The 17,004-nt window shown below is 72.4% G+C and carries 17 protein-coding genes; 9 read left to right on the top strand and 8 right to left on the bottom strand.

The window, feature by feature from the left end; genetic code table 11:
* Window positions 1–42: 42 nt before the first annotated feature.
* The 5 genes from ACP4IX_RS14730 to ACP4IX_RS14710 all read left to right on the top strand — a co-directional run bounded on the left by ACP4IX_RS14730 (window position 43) and on the right by ACP4IX_RS14710 (window position 5,575).
* Complete coding sequence (locus ACP4IX_RS14730; RefSeq protein ID WP_426555735.1) at window positions 43–1,413, top strand: ABC transporter substrate-binding protein; 1,371 nt, start codon at window positions 43–45, stop codon at window positions 1,411–1,413.
* Window positions 1,410–2,354: a carbohydrate ABC transporter permease gene (locus tag ACP4IX_RS14725; RefSeq protein WP_426519242.1), complete on the top strand. Its 945-nt coding sequence runs from the start codon at window positions 1,410–1,412 to the stop codon at window positions 2,352–2,354. Before ACP4IX_RS14730 ends, ACP4IX_RS14725 begins: the two co-directional genes overlap by 4 nt.
* The gene (locus ACP4IX_RS14720; RefSeq protein WP_426519240.1) at window positions 2,351–3,226 is read left to right on the top strand and encodes a carbohydrate ABC transporter permease; all 876 of its coding nucleotides are present in this window, start codon (window positions 2,351–2,353) and stop codon (window positions 3,224–3,226) included. Before ACP4IX_RS14725 ends, ACP4IX_RS14720 begins: the two co-directional genes overlap by 4 nt.
* Entirely contained in the window at window positions 3,223–4,212 is a 990-nt protein-coding gene (locus ACP4IX_RS14715; RefSeq protein WP_426555733.1) for a zinc-dependent alcohol dehydrogenase family protein, read from the top strand. Before ACP4IX_RS14720 ends, ACP4IX_RS14715 begins: the two co-directional genes overlap by 4 nt.
* A gap of 154 nt (window positions 4,213–4,366) precedes the next feature.
* Complete coding sequence (locus ACP4IX_RS14710) at window positions 4,367–5,575, top strand: TerD family protein (protein ID WP_426555866.1); 1,209 nt, start codon at window positions 4,367–4,369, stop codon at window positions 5,573–5,575.
* Between the two features lie 49 nt (window positions 5,576–5,624).
* On the opposite strand, the gene ACP4IX_RS14705 is transcribed toward ACP4IX_RS14710, so the two are convergent.
* The 3 genes from ACP4IX_RS14705 to ACP4IX_RS14695 form a co-directional block, all read right to left on the bottom strand.
* Window positions 5,625–6,197 carry a TetR/AcrR family transcriptional regulator gene (locus ACP4IX_RS14705; RefSeq protein WP_426555731.1) on the bottom strand — a complete coding sequence of 191 codons (573 nt, stop codon included), beginning with the start codon at window positions 6,195–6,197 and terminating at the stop codon, window positions 5,625–5,627.
* A 158-nt stretch (window positions 6,198–6,355) separates the two neighbouring features.
* The gene (locus ACP4IX_RS14700) at window positions 6,356–7,825 is read right to left on the bottom strand and encodes an alkaline phosphatase PhoX (RefSeq protein ID WP_426555729.1); all 1,470 of its coding nucleotides are present in this window, start codon (window positions 7,823–7,825) and stop codon (window positions 6,356–6,358) included.
* Window positions 7,826–8,046: 221 nt separating this feature from the next.
* Complete coding sequence (locus ACP4IX_RS14695; RefSeq protein ID WP_426519232.1) at window positions 8,047–9,474, bottom strand: hypothetical protein; 1,428 nt, start codon at window positions 9,472–9,474, stop codon at window positions 8,047–8,049.
* A gap of 315 nt (window positions 9,475–9,789) precedes the next feature.
* On the opposite strand from ACP4IX_RS14695, the gene ACP4IX_RS14690 reads away from it, so the two are divergent.
* Entirely contained in the window at window positions 9,790–11,619 is a 1,830-nt protein-coding gene (locus tag ACP4IX_RS14690; protein ID WP_426555727.1) for an endonuclease/exonuclease/phosphatase family protein, read from the top strand.
* 22 nt (window positions 11,620–11,641) lie between these two features.
* Here ACP4IX_RS14690 and ACP4IX_RS14685 read toward each other — a convergent pair whose 3' ends face one another.
* The 3 genes from ACP4IX_RS14685 to ACP4IX_RS14675 form a co-directional block, all read right to left on the bottom strand.
* A complete protein-coding gene (locus tag ACP4IX_RS14685; protein WP_426519228.1) occupies window positions 11,642–12,349 on the bottom strand; it encodes an antibiotic biosynthesis monooxygenase in 708 nt (235 codons plus the stop codon).
* A gap of 200 nt (window positions 12,350–12,549) precedes the next feature.
* The gene (locus tag ACP4IX_RS14680) at window positions 12,550–13,086 is read right to left on the bottom strand and encodes a DUF3618 domain-containing protein (RefSeq protein WP_426555725.1); all 537 of its coding nucleotides are present in this window, start codon (window positions 13,084–13,086) and stop codon (window positions 12,550–12,552) included.
* Window positions 13,083–13,502 carry a phage holin family protein gene (locus tag ACP4IX_RS14675; RefSeq protein ID WP_426519224.1) on the bottom strand — a complete coding sequence of 140 codons (420 nt, stop codon included), beginning with the start codon at window positions 13,500–13,502 and terminating at the stop codon, window positions 13,083–13,085. The genes ACP4IX_RS14680 and ACP4IX_RS14675 overlap by 4 nt, the downstream gene beginning before the upstream one ends.
* 154 nt (window positions 13,503–13,656) lie before the next feature.
* Between ACP4IX_RS14675 and dapA the strand changes: the two genes are divergently transcribed.
* The gene (dapA, locus tag ACP4IX_RS14670; RefSeq protein WP_426555724.1) at window positions 13,657–14,577 is read left to right on the top strand and encodes a 4-hydroxy-tetrahydrodipicolinate synthase; all 921 of its coding nucleotides are present in this window, start codon (window positions 13,657–13,659) and stop codon (window positions 14,575–14,577) included.
* Here dapA and ACP4IX_RS14665 read toward each other — a convergent pair.
* Window positions 14,562–14,792 (bottom strand): hypothetical protein, encoded by a 231-nt coding sequence (locus tag ACP4IX_RS14665; protein ID WP_426519220.1) that lies wholly within the window; start codon window positions 14,790–14,792, stop codon window positions 14,562–14,564. The two genes, dapA and ACP4IX_RS14665, sit on opposite strands and share 16 nt — an antisense overlap.
* Before the next feature lie 171 nt (window positions 14,793–14,963).
* Here ACP4IX_RS14665 and ACP4IX_RS14660 point away from each other — a divergent pair, with 171 nt between their 5' ends.
* Together ACP4IX_RS14660 and ACP4IX_RS14655 are read left to right on the top strand one after the other, a co-directional pair.
* Window positions 14,964–15,152, top strand: coding sequence for a hypothetical protein (locus ACP4IX_RS14660; protein ID WP_426519219.1), 189 nt, complete (start codon window positions 14,964–14,966; stop codon window positions 15,150–15,152).
* A 57-nt stretch (window positions 15,153–15,209) separates the two neighbouring features.
* On the top strand, window positions 15,210–15,794 hold the full coding sequence (locus ACP4IX_RS14655) for a hypothetical protein (protein ID WP_426555722.1): 585 nt from the start codon (window positions 15,210–15,212) through the stop codon (window positions 15,792–15,794).
* Between the two features lie 106 nt (window positions 15,795–15,900).
* Here ACP4IX_RS14655 and dapD read toward each other — a convergent pair whose 3' ends face one another.
* Window positions 15,901–16,890, bottom strand: a complete 990-nt coding sequence (dapD, locus tag ACP4IX_RS14650) for a 2,3,4,5-tetrahydropyridine-2,6-dicarboxylate N-succinyltransferase (protein ID WP_426555720.1) — start codon at window positions 16,888–16,890, stop codon at window positions 15,901–15,903.
* Window positions 16,891–17,004 lie beyond the last annotated feature (114 nt).

Below are 17,004 nucleotides of genomic sequence, written 5' to 3'. Positions count from 1 at the left end.
CCCTCACCGCCCCATACCTCCCCCTATGTTCAGGAGCGATCCATGCGAACCCAGAGCCGACGGAGGCCGCGAGCCACGCTCGCCATGGCCGCCGCAGGGACGCTGCTCGCCCCGCTGCTCTCCGGCTGCTGGGTCGGGGCGGGCGGGGCCGGATCCGGCGGCGACGCCATCAACGTCCTGATGGTCAACAACCCCCAGATGGTCCAGCTGCAGAAACTCACCGCGGACCACTTCACCGAAGAGACCGGCATCAAGGTGAACTTCACCGTCCTGCCGGAGAACGACGTCCGCGACAAGATCAGCCAGGACTTCGCCAACCAGGCCGGCCAGTACGACGTCGCCACCCTCTCCAACTACGAGATCCCGATCTACGCCCGCAACGAGTGGCTGCAACCGATGGACTCCTACGTCGCCGAGGACCCGGCGTACGACGAGAAGGACATCCTGGGGCCGATGCGCGAGTCCCTCACCGGCGACGACGGCAAGCTCTACGGCCAGCCCTTCTACGGCGAATCGTCCTTCCTGATGTACCGCAAGGACGTGTTCGAGAAAGAGGGCCTGACGATGCCCGAGCACCCCACCTGGACCCAGGTGGCCGGGCTCGCCGCCGAACTCGACGGGGCCGAGCCCGACATGAAGGGCATCTGCCTGCGCGGCCTGCCCGGCTGGGGCGAGCTGATGGCACCCCTGACAACGGTCGTGAACACCTTCGGCGGCACCTGGTTCGACCAGGACTGGCAGGCGCGGCTGGACTCCCCCGAGTGGGAGAAGGCGACGAAGTTCTATGTCGGCCTGGTCCGCGAGCACGGCCAGTCCGGCGCCGCCCAGTCCGGCTTCGCCGAGTGCCTGAACAACATGACCCAGGGCAACGTCGCCATGTGGTACGACGCCACCTCCGCGGCCGGCTCCCTGGAGTCGGCGAACTCCCCCGTCAAGGGCAAGATGGGCTACGCGCCCGCCCCCGTGGAGCAGACCGACTCCGCGGGCTGGCTCTACACCTGGGCCTGGGGCATCCAGAAGGCCTCGCGCAACGCCGACAAGGCCTGGCAGTTCGTCTCCTGGGCCTCCGGCAAGGAGTACGAGCAGCTCGTCGGCGACGAGATCGGCTGGTCCGACGTCCCCGCCGGCAAGCGCGCCTCCACGTACGAGAACCCGGCCTACCGCGCGGAGGCCGCCGCCTTCCAGGAGATGACCCGCGAGGCCATCGAGGGCGCCAAGCCGAACGACCCCGGCGTGCAGCCGCGCCCCGCACCCGGCATCCAGTTCGTCGGCATCCCCGAGTTCACCGACCTCGGCACCAAGGTCTCCCAGGAGATCAGCGCGGCCATCGCCGGACGCCAGTCCGTCGAGGAGGCCCTGAAGAAGTCCCAGCAGCTCGCCGAGAAGATCTCCGAGGAGTACGAGGGACGATGACCGCCACGACAACGGCCCCCTCGGCCGCACCCGACCACGCCCGCCCCACCGTCCGACCGCCGTCCTCCCGGCTGCGGGCCTGGGCCACCCGGGCGCCCCTCCTCCCCGCCCTGATCTTCATGATCGCGGTCACCCAGCTGCCCTTCGTGGCCACCCTGGTGATCTCCTTCTTCGACTGGAACTCCCTCTACCCGGACGCCCGGCACTTCACCGGCTTCGCCAACTACGGCGACGTCCTCGGCGACCCGGCCCTGCGCAAGTCGGTGTGGACGACGATCCTGCTGACGGTGGCCGTGGTCCTGGCCAGTCTGGTCCTCGGGCTGGCACTCGCCCTGCTGCTGGACCGCAGGTTCAAGGGCCGGGGCGTGGTCCGCACCCTGCTGATCGCCCCGTTCCTCGTCGTACCGGTGGCGGCGGCACTGCTGTGGAAGCACGTCCTGTACAACCCCGAGTACGGCCTGCTCAACGGCCTGCTGCACTACGTCGGCGGGCCGCAGCCGGACTGGATCTCGAACACCCCGCTGCTCGCGGTCGAGGCCGCACTGGTGTGGCAGTGGACGCCGTTCATGATGCTGATCCTGCTCGCCGGACTGCAGAGCCGCGACCAGCAGCAGATCGAGGCCGCCCGGGTGGACGGCGCGAGCGACTGGCAGATCTTCGTCCACCTGACCCTGCCCCACCTGCGCCGCTACCTGGAACTCGGCGCCCTGCTCGGCTCGATCTACATCGTGCAGAACTTCGACGCGGTCTTCACCCTCACATCCGGCGGCCTGGGCACGGCCAACCTGCCCTACACCGTCTACCAGAGCTTCTACCAGGCCCACGAGAACGGCCTCGCCTCGGCCGCGGGCGTCCTGGTCGTCATCGGCTCGATCGTCATCGCCACCTTCGCGCTGCGCGTGGTGTCGTCCCTGTTCCGCGAGGAGGTTGGCCGCGCATGAGCACCACCGCCGTACGACCCGCCGCCGTCGGCTCCCGGCCCGTGCGAGCCCGCCGCAAGGCGGGTGCCGGTCTGGGCCTGGTGGCCTGGCTGGCCGGGATCGTCTTCTTCCTGCCGATCGCCTGGATGGCGCTCACCTCCTTCCACTCGGAGGAGGACGCGGCCACCAACCCGCCGTCCTTCGCGGCGTCGCTGACGCTCGACGGGTACCGCGAGTTCTTCGGCGCGGGCGGCGGCGCGAGCCCCTGGCCCGCGCTGATCAACTCGGCGGTGGCGTCGGTCGCCTCCACCCTCTTCGTCCTGGTCCTGGCCCTCCCCGCCGCGTACGCGCTCTCCATCCGCCCGGTGAAGAAGTGGACGGACGTCCTGTTCTTCTTCCTCTCCACCAAGATGCTGCCGGTGGTGGCCGGCCTGCTGCCGATCTACCTGTTCGCCAAGAACACGGACCTGCTGGACAACATCTGGCTGCTGGTCATCCTCTACACCTCCATGAACCTGCCGATCGCGGTCTGGATGATGCAGTCCTTCCTGGCCGAGGTCCCGGTCGCGATCATCGAGGCGGCCCGCGTGGACGGCGCGAAGCTGCCGACGATCCTCGCGAGGGTGGTCGCGCCCATCGCCCTGCCGGGCATAGCCGCCACGTCGCTCATCTGCTTCATCTTCAGCTGGAACGAACTGCTCTTCGCCCGGGTGCTGACGGGCGTGGTCGCCGAGACCGCCCCCGTCTTCCTGACCGGCTTCATCACCAGCCAGGGCCTCTTCCTGGCCAAGGTGTGCGCCGCGTCGCTCGTCATCTCCCTGCCGGTGCTCGCCGCGGGGTTCGCCGCCCAGGACAAACTGGTCCAGGGCCTGTCGTTGGGAGCCGTGAAATGAAGGCCGCCGTCATCGAGTCCGTGGGCCGTGCCGTCGTCACCGAGGTCCCGGACCCGACGCCGGGTCCGCGCGAGGTCGTCGTCGAGGTCGCCGCCTGCGGCCTGTGCGGCACCGACCTGCACATCCTCCAGGGCGAGTTCGCGCCCAAGCTCCCGATCGTGCCCGGCCACGAGTTCGCCGGCGAGGTGGTCGGCGCCGGCGCCCAGGTCACGGAGGTGGCCGTCGGCGACCAGGTCGCGGTCGACCCGTCCCTGTACTGCTACGAGTGCCGCTACTGCCGCACCGGCCACAACAACCTCTGCGAACGCTGGGCGGCCATCGGCGTGACGACGGCGGGCGGCGCCGCGACGTACGCGGTGGCACCCGTGGCCAACTGCGTGAAGCTCCCCGAGCACGTGCGCACCCAGGACGCCGCCCTGATCGAACCGCTCTCCTGCGCGGTCCGCGGCTACGACGTCCTCCAGTCCCGCCTCGGCGCCCACGTCCTGATCTACGGCTCCGGCACGATGGGCCTGATGATGCTGGAGCTGGCCAAGCGGACCGGCGCGGCGAGCGTGGACGTGGTGGACCTCAACCCCGCCCGCCTGGAGACCGCCCGCGGCCTCGGAGTCTCGGCGTCGGCCGCGACCCCCGACGAGCTGGACCGCCCCCAGGGCTGGGACCTGGTCATCGACGCCACCGGCAACGCGGCGGCGATCCAGGACGGCCTGGACCGGGTCGCCAAGGCCGGCACCTTCCTCCAGTTCGGCGTCGCCGACTACGCGACGCGCGTACAGATCGACCCGTACCGCATCTACAACCAGGAGATCACCATCACGGGTTCGATGGCGGTCCTGCACAGCTACGAGCGCGCGGCGGAGCTGTTCGCGAACGGTGTCCTCGACCCGGACGTCTTCATCAGCGACCGCATCGGACTGGACCGCTACCCGCAGGCGCTGGAGCAGTTCGCGGCGGGCGTGGGCCGCAAGATCGTGGTCGTGCCGTAGCACGGGCGCCGGGGGCGCGGCCCCCGGCGACGGGAAGGGAAGGGGCGGCGGGGGCGCGACCCTCGGGCCTGCCGCCCCACCACCGCACTCCCCGATTGGCCCCCGGGTAAGGGAACGGTAAAACGGCCTCGCTCGTTCACCGGGCATGACAGCTATGACCCCCGGCTCGAACATCCCCCTCTCCGCCGCCCGCGTGACGGTGGACGTCGCCGCGCCCGTGCGGCTCGACGTATCGGGCCTGCTGCTCACCGCCGACGGCAAGGTGCGCTCCGACGACGACTTCATCTTCTACAACCAGCCCACCGGCCAGGGCGTGACCTACCGCTCCGGTGGCGGCACCGCCCCGGACGCGATCGTGGTCGACACCTCCGCCGTCCCGCCGGGCATCGAGAAGATCGTCGTCACCGCCAGCCCGGACGCCGCCGGGCAGTCCTTCCAGGGCATCGAACCGACCGCCACCATCCGCAACGCGGACGACAACTCCGTCCTCGCCACCTTCACTCCCCCGCAGCTCGGCACCGAGACCGCACTGGTGATCGTGGAGGTCTACCTGCGCAACGGCGCCTGGAAGGCCCGCGCGGTCGGCCAGGGCTACGCCAACGGCCTCGCCGGCATCGCGACGGACTTCGGCGTCTCCGTGGAGGAGCCTGCCGCCCCGGCCGCCCAGCCGGCCCCGCCGCAGCCCCAGGCGGCCACCCCGCCGCCCCCGCCCGCCGCCGCGCCCACGATGCCCTCCGCTCCCCCCGCGGCACCGGCCGCCCCGCCCGCCCCCGCCCCGGGCACCGGCAAGATCAACCTCGACAAGGGACGGGTCAGTCTCCAGAAGAACCAGACCGTCTCCCTCGTCAAGGGCGGCCGGCCGGTGCTGTCCCAGGTCAAGATGGGCCTCGGCTGGGAGCCGGCGTACCGCGGCAAGGACATCGACCTGGACGCCTCGGTCATCGCGTACGGCCCGCAGCGCAACCACATCGACAGCTGCTACTTCGGCAAGCTCCAGATCGTGGGCGGCGCGATCAAGCACTCCGGGGACAACCTCACCGGCGAGGGCGGCGGCGACGACGAGGTGATCACCGTCGACCTGGGCCGGCTCCCGCAGGAGGTCAGCGGCCTGGTCTTCACGGTCAACTCGTTCTCCGGCCAGAAGTTCACGGAGGTCGCCAAGGCCTACTGCCGTCTCATGGACGCCGCGACCGGTGAGGAACTGGTCCGCTTCGACCTGACCAGCGCCGAACCGCAGACCGGCGTGATGATGGCGAAGCTGATCCGTCAGTACTCCGGCGAGTGGGAGATGACCGCCATGGGCGACTTCGTCAAGTCCCGCACGGTCCGGGGCATGGTGAAGCCGTCGGCCCAGGCGCTGTAGCAGCCGGTCGGCGGGGCGCCCCCGGCCCCGGGAACGCCCCGCCGACGGCCTACGCCCGCAGCCCCTGCCACACCAGCGACAGGTACCGCCGCACGGACGTCCCGTGCTCGCCCTCCGTCGACTCGGCCGCCGTCGCCACCCCGTGCGCCAGCCGCAGCACCTCGATCGGCTCGACGTCCCCGCGCAGCGTGCCCTCGTCCTGCGCGGCCCTGACCAACCGCGTCACCGCGCCCCGCACGCAGTCGCCGCACGACGCCCGGTCCGCCGTCGGGCCCCCCTCCGTGACGGTCGTGCCCAGCAGCGCCTTGAGCCCCCGCACCTGGAGCATCCCGGCGGCGAGCTCGCCGAGCCACGCGTCCAGGGCGTCGCCCGGCGCCAGCTCCTGCGCGATGACGTCCGCACGCGCCGCGATGGCCTCGATCCGTTCCAGGTAGGCGGCCTCCAGCAGGGCCCGCCGCGTCGGAAAGTGCCGGTACAGCGTGCCGACGCCGACACCGGCGCGCTTGGCGATGTCGTCCAGCGAGGCGCCCTCACCGTGCTCGGCGAAGGCCTGTGCCGCCACCACGAGCAACCGCTCACGGTTACGCCGGGCATCCGCACGCATGGGCCTGACCTGCGCCATCCCGTCACTCCCCGCCCACCCGGCAACCTTCCGCGCACCCTACCGCGCGGCCGGGGCCGGCCGGGGCCGGCCGGCTCAGGCCGCGCGGCTCCGACCAGCGGAGCGATCCGGAAGGCGGCGTCCGGGAAGGGGCGGCCACCGCTCGGGCGAGCGCATCGTTACCGGCGCTTCTGCCGCTTCCACGGCCCCGTGATGGCGAGCATGATGCCGGGGTCCTGGATGTTGGCGTACAGGGTGCGGCCGTCGAGTGAGAAGGTGACGCCGGTGAACTCGCTGTACTCGGGCTCGTCCTCGGAGCCGACGTTCAGTTCGTTGCGGGCGATGGGGTAGGTGCGTCCGCTGTCGGTGGCGCCGAAGAGGTGCTGGACTCCGTCGCCGTCCTCGGCGATGACGATGCCGCCGTACGGGGAGACGGTGATGTTGTCGGGGCCGTCGAAGGCGCCGTCCGCCGACGGGTCGGGGTTGACGCCGAGGAGGACCTTCAGGGTGAGGGTGCGGCGCCTCGGGTCGTAGAACCAGACCTGGCCGTCGTGCGGCCGGCCGGGGCTCTCGTCACGGGCGAAGGAGGAGACGATGTACGCGCCGCCGTCGGCCCACCACATGCCCTCCAGCTTGCGGGCGCGGGTGACCTGCCCGTCGGTGAACTGCTTGCGCACGGAGGTGGTCCTCGCGTCGCGGTCGGGTACGTCGATCCAGTCGACGCCGTAGACGGTGCCGGTCCTCGTCGCGCGGGAGAGGTCGTCGACGAACCTGCCGCCGGAGTCGAAGCACTTGAACGCCTGGAGGACCCCGGCGTCGTCGGCGAGGGTGCGCAGCCGGCCGCGGCCGTGCCGGAAGCCCTCCGGCGGGGCCCAGCGGTAGAGGAGTCCGTTGGGGTTGGAGGCGTCCTCGGTGAGGTAGGCGTGGCCGCGCCGGGGATCGATGACCACGGCCTCGTGCGCGTAGCGGCCCAGCGCCTTGATCGGCTTGGGATCGCGGTTGGCACGCCGGTCCTCGGGGTCGACCTCGAAGACGTAGCCGTGGTCCTTGGTCATCCCCTCCTCGCCGGCCTTGTCCTCGGTCTCCTCGCAGGTCAGCCAGGTGCCCCAGGTGGTGCTGCCGCCCGCGCAGTTGGTGGCGGTGCCGGCGATGCCGACCCACTCGGCGACATGGCCGCCGCGGCGGACCTCGACGACGGTGCAGCCTCCGGCGGCGGCGGGGTCGTAGACGAGGCCCTCGGTCAGCGGCACGGGGTGGGGCCAGTCGTCGCGGTGGCCGCCGAGTTCGTGGTTGTTGACCAGGAGGGTGGTGCCGCGCGGGCCGTCGAAGGCGGCGGTGCCGTCGTGGTGGGACGGGGTGTACTCGCCCGACTCGAGCTTGGTCCGGCCGCAGTAGGTGATGATCTCGTACCGGAATCCGGCGGGCAGGGCGAGGATGCCGTCCGGGTCGGGAATCAGCGGTCCGTAACCGACCCCGCCGTGGTCGTGCCCATGTCCGTGGCCGCGTCCGTGCTCCTCCCCCGCGCTCTCGGTGTCCGTGGACGCGAGGGCGTTCGGGGCGGTGGCGAGGGAGCCGACGCTGCCCGCCAGCACGACGGTGGCGCCGGTGAGCGCGGATCGGCCGGCGAAGTCCCTGCGGGTGAGCGACATGGTGTCTCCTGTGACGGTGGACGTGCCGTGAAGGGTGGCGGACCTCGGTCGGCGACACGGTTCCGCCCACGTCTGAACGGGAATCCCGCCCGTGCCTGAACGGGAGTTGAACTGGCGGAGAGTTCTCCCACGCGCGCACCGGACCCGTACGCGCCCCCTGGACGGGAGCGTGGGTGCCCGCGCCGCCGGCCCCCTTCCCGCCGGCTCCGCCCCGCCCGGCGTCAGCCGCCGTGCTGCGACCGCGCCTTGAACGCCGCCTTGCGCGCCTCTTTGGCGATCTTCTTGTCGGGGTGCAGCCGCCCCATCGCCTCCAGGACGTCCGGCGTGGCCGGGTGGTCGACCCGCCAGGCCGTGTCGAAGAACCCGCCGTGCTGCCGGGCCAGGCCCTCCACCAGGGCGCGCAGTTCCTCGGAGTTGCCCTCGGCCGCGAGCTGGGCGGCCACGGTGTCGATGGTCAGCCAGAAGACCATCTCCTGCGGCGGGGCCGGCACGTCCCGGGCGCCGTGCTCGGTCAGCCAGACCCGGGCGAGGCCGCCCAGCTCGCCGTCGTCGAGGACCTCCCGCAGCGCGGGCTCCGCCTCGGCGCCGACCAGGGACAGCGCCTGCTGGCAGCGCAGCCGGCGCAGGGGCGCGCCGGTGTCCGTCCCGCGGGCCGCCGCCAGCAGTTCGCGGGCCGCGGCGAGGGGACTCCGGCCGGCCAGCCACAGTTCGGTCTCGGCGTGGGCGGCGGCCGGCGGGAAGGGGGCCGTGGCGTCGAGCAGGACGTCGGCGCCCTTGTCGGTGAGGTCGCCGACGGCGGGGGCGTCGAAGCCGGCCTCCAGCAGCCGGGCGCGCAGTCCGTACAGGCCGAGCGGGGTGAGCCGCACCATGCCGTAGCGGGCGACGTCGGCCTCGTCGACGGGTGCCGCGGGCTCCTCGTCCGCGTCGGCCATCAGGGCCTCGTCGACCGGCTGGTACGCGACGAGGCCGATGGGCTCCAGCAGCCGGAACTGGTCGTCCAGCCGCATCATCGCGTCGGACACCTGCTCCAGCACGTCGTTGGTGGGCTCGCCCATGTCGCCGGGCACGATCACGGAGGCGGCCAGCGCGGGCAGCGGCACCGCGGCGTCACCGGGGCGGTCCTCGCCGGCGGTGAGCAGGTAGAGGTTGCCGAGCACGCCGTCGAGGAACTCCGCCTCGGCCTCCGGGTCCCAGTCGAGGGACGTCAGGTCGACCTCGCCGCCCTCGGCCATCGCGTCGACCAGGTCGTCGAGGTCGGGCACGCTCGCGTCGGCCAGCACCGCCTCCAGGGCGGTGAGCCACAGCCCGAGCACGTCCTGCGGGGAGCCGCCGGTGAGCAGGGCGAGGTCCTCGCCCGTCGCGACGGTGCCCTTCTCCTCGTCGGTGATCTCGACGAGCCCGGTGTCCACGGCGATCCGCCACGCCTCGCTCGCGTACGCCGCGGCGTCGTCCCCGCTCAGTCCGAGCTCTTCGGCCGCCGCCGGCAACTGCTCCTCGACGAGTCCGCCTCCGGCGTCGACGCGGGTGTCCGGGCCGGCCCAGCGGGCGAGCCGGGCGGCCCGGGAGAGCACCGGCGCGGACAGCGCGTCGCGGGCCAGCTCCGCCTCGGGACGCAGCCGTGCGGGCGGCAGGGTGGAGCGGTCTGACATCGGCTGTTTCTCCTCGCGCGCCTTGACCACCGTACGGCCATCCGGACGCCGTACGGCTCAACAGCTCAGCCTAGACGGGTTTCCACCCATGCCGCCCGGTTCATCTCCCCGACGGGTGGAGTACATGGCCGAAACCTTGACAACGGGACTGGCCAGGCAGGAGATTGACGCGCGTAGAAGTGGGGGGACAAGTGTTCACTCAGGTCCACGTGTGCGCTGCGGCCCCTCGCGTCACACCCTCGTTCCGTCGCGCCCCTCTCGCTCCACCGCCCCACCCTCGTCCCGGCGCTCCGTCACGTCCCCGGAGGGATCACGTTGGCCAGCAAGTCCTCCACGCGCCTCGCCGCGCTCACCGTCGCCGCCGTCTGCTCGGCGGCGTCCACGGTCGTCCTCACCTCGCCCGCGCACGCCGACTCCGTACGCGTGCACGACATCCAGGGCAGCACCCGGCTGTCGCCGTACGCCGGCCAGCAGGTCACCGACGTGGCCGGAATCGTCACCGGTGTCCGCGGCTACGGCTCCTCCAGAGGCTTCTGGATCCAGGATCCGCGGCCGGACGCCGACCCGGCCACCAGCGAGGGCGTCTTCGTCTTCACCGGCTCCACCCCGAAGGGCGTCGCCGTCGGTGACGCGGTCACCGTCTCCGGGACGGTCTCGGAGTACGTCCCGGGCGGCACCTCCTCCGGGAACCAGTCGCTGACCGAGATCACCCGCCCGGCCTTCACGGTCGTCTCCAGCGGCAACGCGGTCCCGGCCGCGACGACCGTCTCCGCCCGGTCCGTGCCGCGCGCGTACGCCCCCGAGGGCGACGAGGCCGCGAACGGCTCGGTCAACGGCCTGACGCTGCGGCCGGCGAAGTACGCGCTGGACCTCTACGAGTCCCTGGAGGGCATGAACGTCCGCGTCGCCGACGCCCGCGTGGTCGGCGCCACCGACCCGTACACCGAGCTGTGGGTCACGGTGAAGCCCTGGGAGAACGCCAACCGCCGCGGCGGCACGGTGTACGGCTCCTACGACTCCCAGAACACCGGCCGCCTCCAGATCCAGTCCCTGGGCAAGCCGGCCGACTTCCCCGACGCCCACGTGGGCGACACCCTCGCCGGCACCACCGCGGGCCCGCTGGACTACAACCAGTACGGCGGCTACACGCTGGTCGCGAGCGAGATCGGCACCCTGGAGAGCGGGGGCCTGGAGCGCGAGACGACGCGCCGGCAGAGCAGCCGCGAGCTGGCGGTGGCGACGTACAACGTCGAGAACCTCGACCCGTCCGACGGCACCTTCGCCGCGCACGCCGAGGCGATCGTGCGCAACCTCGCGTCGCCCGACATCGTGTCCCTGGAGGAGATCCAGGACAACAACGGCGCCACGGACGACGGAACGGTGGCCGCCGACGCGACGGTCGGCAAGCTGATCGACGCGATCGTCGCGGCGGGCGGCCCGCGCTACGACTGGCGCGGCATCGACCCGGTGGACGGCGAGGACGGCGGCCAGCCCGGCGGCAACATCCGCACGGCGTTCCTGTTCAACCCGGAGCGGGTCTCCTTCACCGACCGCGGGGCCGGCGACGCGACCACCGCGACCGGGGTGACGAAGGTGCGCGGCAAGGCGGCGCTCACCCACTCCCCCGGCCGCGTGGACCCGGCGAACCCCGCCTGGGAGGACAGCCGCAAGCCGCTGGCCGGCGAGTTCGTCTTCCGCGGCCGGACGGTCCTGGTCATCGCCAACCACTTCAACTCCAAGGGCGGCGACCAGGGTCTGACCGCCCAGTACCAGCCGCCGTCGCGCGGCTCGGAGACGCAGCGCCACCTCCAGGCGAAGGCCGTGAACACGTTCGTCAAGGACGTCCTCGCCACCCAGAAGAACGCCGACGTCGTCGTCCTCGGCGACATCAACGACTTCGAGTTCTCGAGGACCACCCGCATCCTGGAGGACGACGGCGCCCTGTGGTCGGCCGTCAAGTCACTGCCGCGCAGCGAGCGTTACTCGTACGTCTACCAGGGCAACAGCCAGGTCCTCGACCAGATCCTGGTCAGCCCGTCGATCCGGCGCGGCGGACACCTGTCGTACGACAGCGTGCACGTCAACGCCGAGTTCCACGACCAGATCAGCGACCACGACCCTCAGGTGCTGCGGTTCCGTCCCTGACCGGCCGTCGGTGGGGGCGGGTTCAGCGGGGCACCAGGCCGAGGGCGTGGTCGTAGCGGCTGACCCCGCCGCCGGTCATGCCCGGCCAGTTCTGCACCCGCTTCCACAGGTCCGACCCCGAACCGACGCCGTCGCCCGGTGCGGCCAGGGCGTCGATGTGGGCCTGGGCGGTCTCCCACTCGGCGTAGTTGAGGACGCGGGTGCCGTCGGTGCTGAGGTGGAAGTGGGCGGAGATGCCGCCGGGGTGCGGCTCCGGCTCGCTCTCCAGGGCCTCGAGGACGGCGTCGACCCAGGCGCGCTGCCGCTCGGGGTCGGGCCCCTCGAACTCGACGTCGACGATCACGATGCACCCCGGCACGGGCGCCGTCCCGCGGTCCTCGCGGGTGGCGCTGCGGTAGCGCCGGTACCGGCCGAGCCCCAGCCGCTCGATGCCCGGCACGGCGGTGTCGATCTCGTCGACGCGCTCCTGCCGGTGCGTCTTGACGAAGGACTCGTACGCCTGCTCGCTCGCCCACTGCGAGTGGTGCAGCAGGGTGCTGCCGTCGTGGCCGGTGTAGACGTGGTAGCCGAGCAGGTCGTCGGCGGGCCAGGGGCGGCGCTCCCAGGTACGGGCGATGGCGTCGACGGTCTGCCGCTGCCGCTCGGGGGTGCCCACCCGCCAGGTGCTGAAGAAGGGGGCCTGGACGTCCGGGCGGACGAGTTCGGGATGTGCGTCGGTGCGGCGGGTCATGCCGGTCTCCACTGCTCGATGGTCGTCGGGTGCACGTTGGATGCGCTCCGGGTGCGCTCCGGGTGCACGCACCACCCTCCGACCTCGACCAAGGTTGAGGTCAAGTGTCCGCCGGAAGACACCGGAACGTACTCCGGTGCCCGCCGACGCGGGTGACGAGGGGCCCCGCCCGGAGGCCCCTCGTCACCCGCACCGCGTTCTCAGCAGTACCCGTGGTGCCGGCGGTGGCTCAGCACGCTCGCCGCGACCAGCGCGCCCGCCGCCGCCCCGGCGATCAGCACCGCACGCGGATGCCCGAGCCCCGCCCGAACCGCACCGCGCGCCCGCCCCGGCACGCGCCGTTCCCCTGCCTGCCCGTCCCCGCCCGCCTTGCCGTGTGCGGTGTGCCCGGCCCGGCTCGCCTTGTCGTGTGCGGTGTGCCCGGCCCGGCTCGCCTTGTCGTGTGCGGTGTGCCCGGCCCGGCTCGCCTTGTCCTGCACGGTGTGTCCCGCCTGTGCGGCGGAGCTGCGCAGCTGCACGGTCATGGCGCCGGCCTTGTCCCGGAGGTCGGCGGCCCGGGCCTTGGCGCGGCCCTTCACGTCCGCCTTCCCGGCCAGCTCCTCCACGGTGTCGCCGAGCTGGCCGCGGGTCTCCTCGATCTGCCGCCGCAGCTCGTCGGGCCCCTTGGCCCCGCCGGCCGGCTGCGCGGTGGAACCGGCCCCGGTCCTCGTGCCGTCCCCGCTCGTCGCGTCGGTCATCGATGCGCCCTTTCCCTGATCTGGTCCACGTCGGCCCTGACGCTGCCCAGGGTCTCCTCGGGCTTCGGGGGCACGGCGCGACGCAGCTGGGCGCGGCCCAGCACGGCCAGTACGCCCGCGATCACGAAGAGCGCCGCCGTCACGATGAGCGCCGCGGCCCAGACGGGCAGCACCAGTGAGAGCGCGGCGGTGGCCGTGCCGGCCAGGGCGAACAGACCGACGTACGCGACGGCGCCCGCGGCGCCGAGCATCCCGCCGCCCCGCCCGGCGCGCCTGCCCTTCTCGGCCAGCTCCATCTTGGCGAGGGCCACTTCCTGGCGCACGAGCCGGGAGAGCTGTTCGGTGGCCTGACCGACCAGTTCACCCACGGAGTGCTGCTCGTCGTGCACCGGCCTGGTGTGCATGGTCCCGGTCACGTTCCGCCTCCTCTCGGTTCGGAGCGCTCCGGGTACCCCCCGCCCACCGGCACTATCCCTGTCCTGACCCCCCACCCACCGCGCAGCATCCCTTAGAGATATCCCGTAGGAGAATTAAGTGGAGCTACAGGGTCTGTCTGCCGACACTGCTCCCATGACGACAGACGCCCGCTCCCCCGCACCCTTCGGCCGCGCCCTGTGCGCCATGGTCACACCGTTCACCGAGACCGGTGCGCTCGACCTCGACGGCGCCCGGCGGCTGGCCGGCCGGCTGGTGTCGCGGGGCTGTGACGGCCTGGTGCTGTCCGGCACCACGGGCGAGTCGCCGACCACCACGGACGCCGAGAAGGCGGCGCTGATCACGGCGGTGCGGGAGGCGGTCGGGGACCGGGCGTCGCTCGTCGCCGGGGTGGGCACGGCCGACACCCGGCACACGGTGGAGCTGGCGCTGGCCGCGGAAAAGGCGGGCGCGGACGGCCTGCTGGTGGTCGCGCCGTACTACAGCAGGCCCCCGCAGGACGCCCTGGAAGCGCACTTCCTGGAGGTCGCGGACGCCTGCGGCCTGCCGCTCGCCCTCTACGACATCCCGGGCCGCACCGGCACCCGCATCGAGCCCGACACGCTCGTCCGCCTCGCCGGGCACCCGCGGATCGTCGCCGTCAAGGACTGCTCCTACGACCTCCTCGGCGTCCAGAAGGTGCTGTCCCGCACCGGTCTGGCGTACTACGCGGGCTGCGACGAGCAGATCCTCGCCCTGTACGCGATCGGCGCGACGGGGTACGTCAGCACCGTCGCCAACGCCGCACCGGAGCTGTTCCGGGCCGTCCTCGACGCCTTCGACGCGGGCGACACCGGGCGGGCCGCCCTGCTCCAGCGGCGGGCGGTCCCCCTCATCGAACTGATGATGGCGGCGGGCCTGCCCGGCACCGTCACCGCGAAGGCCCTCCTCGGTGCGCTCGGCCTCCCCGCCGGGCCGGTCCGCGCACCGCTGCGGGGCGCGGACCGGGCGACGACCGACGCGTTGCTGGCGGCGTACGGGGACCTGGCCGCCGACGCGGGTCAGTCCCAGGCGTAACCGTCGCCGAACAGCAGGGTGTGCTCCAGTACGTCCTCCGCCGGGTCGTCGATCTGCCCCACGTGGACGTTGAGGAGACCGACCCGGGGGCCGTTGTGCGAACCGGTGGTCGTCTCGTCGGCGTGCGCGGCCCCCGCCGGAGTCCAGCACACCAGCGCCGCGGCGCCCGCCCCGGCCAGCCAACGCGCCACGGTCCTCGCCCGCTCGTTCGTCATACCAGGCTCCTCGTTCGTCGGATCGGCGTCTGATCGGACACTGCGTCCACCCGTTCATCCACCAAGACCACCGCAAGGTCACGGAGCGTCATCCGTACGTGCGGGGGGCGCTCGAGGCACGCGCCCTTATTGGGTTGGCGCGACGCACCCCCTCCGCCTACGGTCACCGCGATGAGCAGAAGACGCTACGTGGCCCGGGGCGTGCCCGGCGGGTACCGGATCTGGGACAACCGGGGCCGCCACTGGTGGGGTGAGCTCTACGAGCTGTGCCCCGACGACCTCCTGACCGAGCTCAACGGAACGGCCGACCACGCGCGCCTGACCGTGCTATTGAAGCGGTACAGGACGATGAAGCGGTGACGGTCGCTGGGGCTCCCCCCGGGGGGACGGTGCGCCGCCTGCGTGAAAGGGGGCGTCATGGAGGCGAGTTGGGCGGGGTTGTTGATCGCCGTGGTGGGTGTGGCGGGAACGCTGGGAGCCGCGCTGCTGACACAGAACCGCGCGGACCGCACCAAGCGCATGGAGCTCCGGGCCGCCGCCGAACAACGGCGTGAGGAACACGGTCACGCCGAGGAGATGCTCCGGGCGGAGCAGGCCAGGCAGCGGCAGCTCGAGAACCTCGAACGCCGGCGCGCCTGCTACATCACCCTGAACACGTCCGCACGCCAGTATCTGACGGCGATGACGAACTATCTGCACGCCCTTCAGCGCAACGAGGACGTCGACACCCGCCTGGCTGATCTGGAAGCGGGCAGGCTGGCCTACCGGGACAGCTATGCGGAATCCCAGATGATCGCTCCGGAAGCCGTCCTGCGCGCTTCCAGCACGGCGAAGAAACGCCTGAACGCCGCGTACGGCAAGCTCCGGAAGTACGGAGCAGCGCCCTCCGACCACACGGCGGAACTGGCGGACCTGGAGGGTGAGTTCCGCGAGGAGGTCTGGCCCTATCTGGGGGAACTGAAGCAGGCGATGCGCACCGATCTGGGCGTCGACGGCCAGTGACCGACGAGCGGGCCCTGGAGGCGCGAGCGCCCTCCCGGGCCGTTCCCAGGGCCGTGGAAGGGCGCTCGACGACGACAGGGCGGCCGCGGGTCACGGCCGCCGGTGATCAGTTGTGGCTGTGCAGGACGTCGTTCAGGCCGCCCCACACCGCGTTGTTCGGGCGGGCCTCGACCGTGCCCGTGACCGAGTTGCGGCGGAAGAGGATGTGGGAGGCGCCGGAGAGTTCGCGTGCCTTGACGATCTGGCCGTCGGGCATCGTCACGCGGGTGCCGGCGGTGACGTAGAGGCCGGCCTCGACCACGCACTCGTCGCCGAGCGCGATGCCCACGCCCGCCTCTGCGCCGACCAGGCAGCGCTCGCCGATGGTGATGCGCACGTTGCCGCCGCCGGAGAGGGTGCCCATGGTGGAGGCGCCGCCGCCGATGTCGGAGCCGTCGCCGACGACGACGCCCGCGGAGATGCGGCCTTCGACCATCGACGTGCCGAGCGTGCCCGCGTTGAAGTTGACGAAGCCCTCGTGCATGACGGTGGTGCCCTCGGCCAGGTGCGCGCCGAGGCGGACGCGGTCGGCGTCGGCGAGGCGGACGCCCTTGGGGGCGACGTAGTCCGTCATGCGCGGGAACTTGTCGATCGAGGTCACCTGGAGGTGGAGGCCCTCGGCGCGGGCGTTGAGGCGGACCTTCTCGACGTCGTCGACGGCGACCGGGCCCAGCGAGGTCCAGGCGACGTTGGCGAGGTGGGCGAAGATGCCGTCCAGGTTCTGGCCGTGCGGCTTGACCAGGCGGTGGGAGAGCAGGTGCAGGCGCAGGTAGACGTCGTGCGTGTCGACCGGCTTCTCGTCCAGCGAGGCGATGACCGTGCGGACCGCGACCACCTCGACGCCGCGGCGGGCGTCGGGACCGACCGCCGCGGTCGCGCCGCCGCCGAGGAGTTCGGCGGCCTGTTCGGCGGTGAGGCGCTCGGTGCCGGACGGGCCCGGCTCCGCGACGAGTCCGGGGGCGGGGAACCAGGTGTCGAGGACGGTGCCGTCGGCGGCGATGGTGGCGAGCCCGGCGGCCACGGCGCCGGTGGTGCGGGGTGCAGTCGTGTCGGTCATGAGGGCAACCTAACCGGCCCGGGGCGTCGGGTGCGAACCGGTCGGCGGGGATCTCACGTGCCGGTATCGCGCGCCGCGCCACCCCTCGCCGCGCCCGCGCCGGACCCGGCGGCG

Source organism: Streptomyces sp. WG5 (genome assembly GCF_049974565.1).
Taxonomy (GTDB): domain Bacteria; phylum Actinomycetota; class Actinomycetes; order Streptomycetales; family Streptomycetaceae; genus Streptomyces.
The sequence above is the reverse complement of the archived record's forward strand: the minus strand, read 5'-3'. Positions and strand labels throughout refer to the sequence as shown.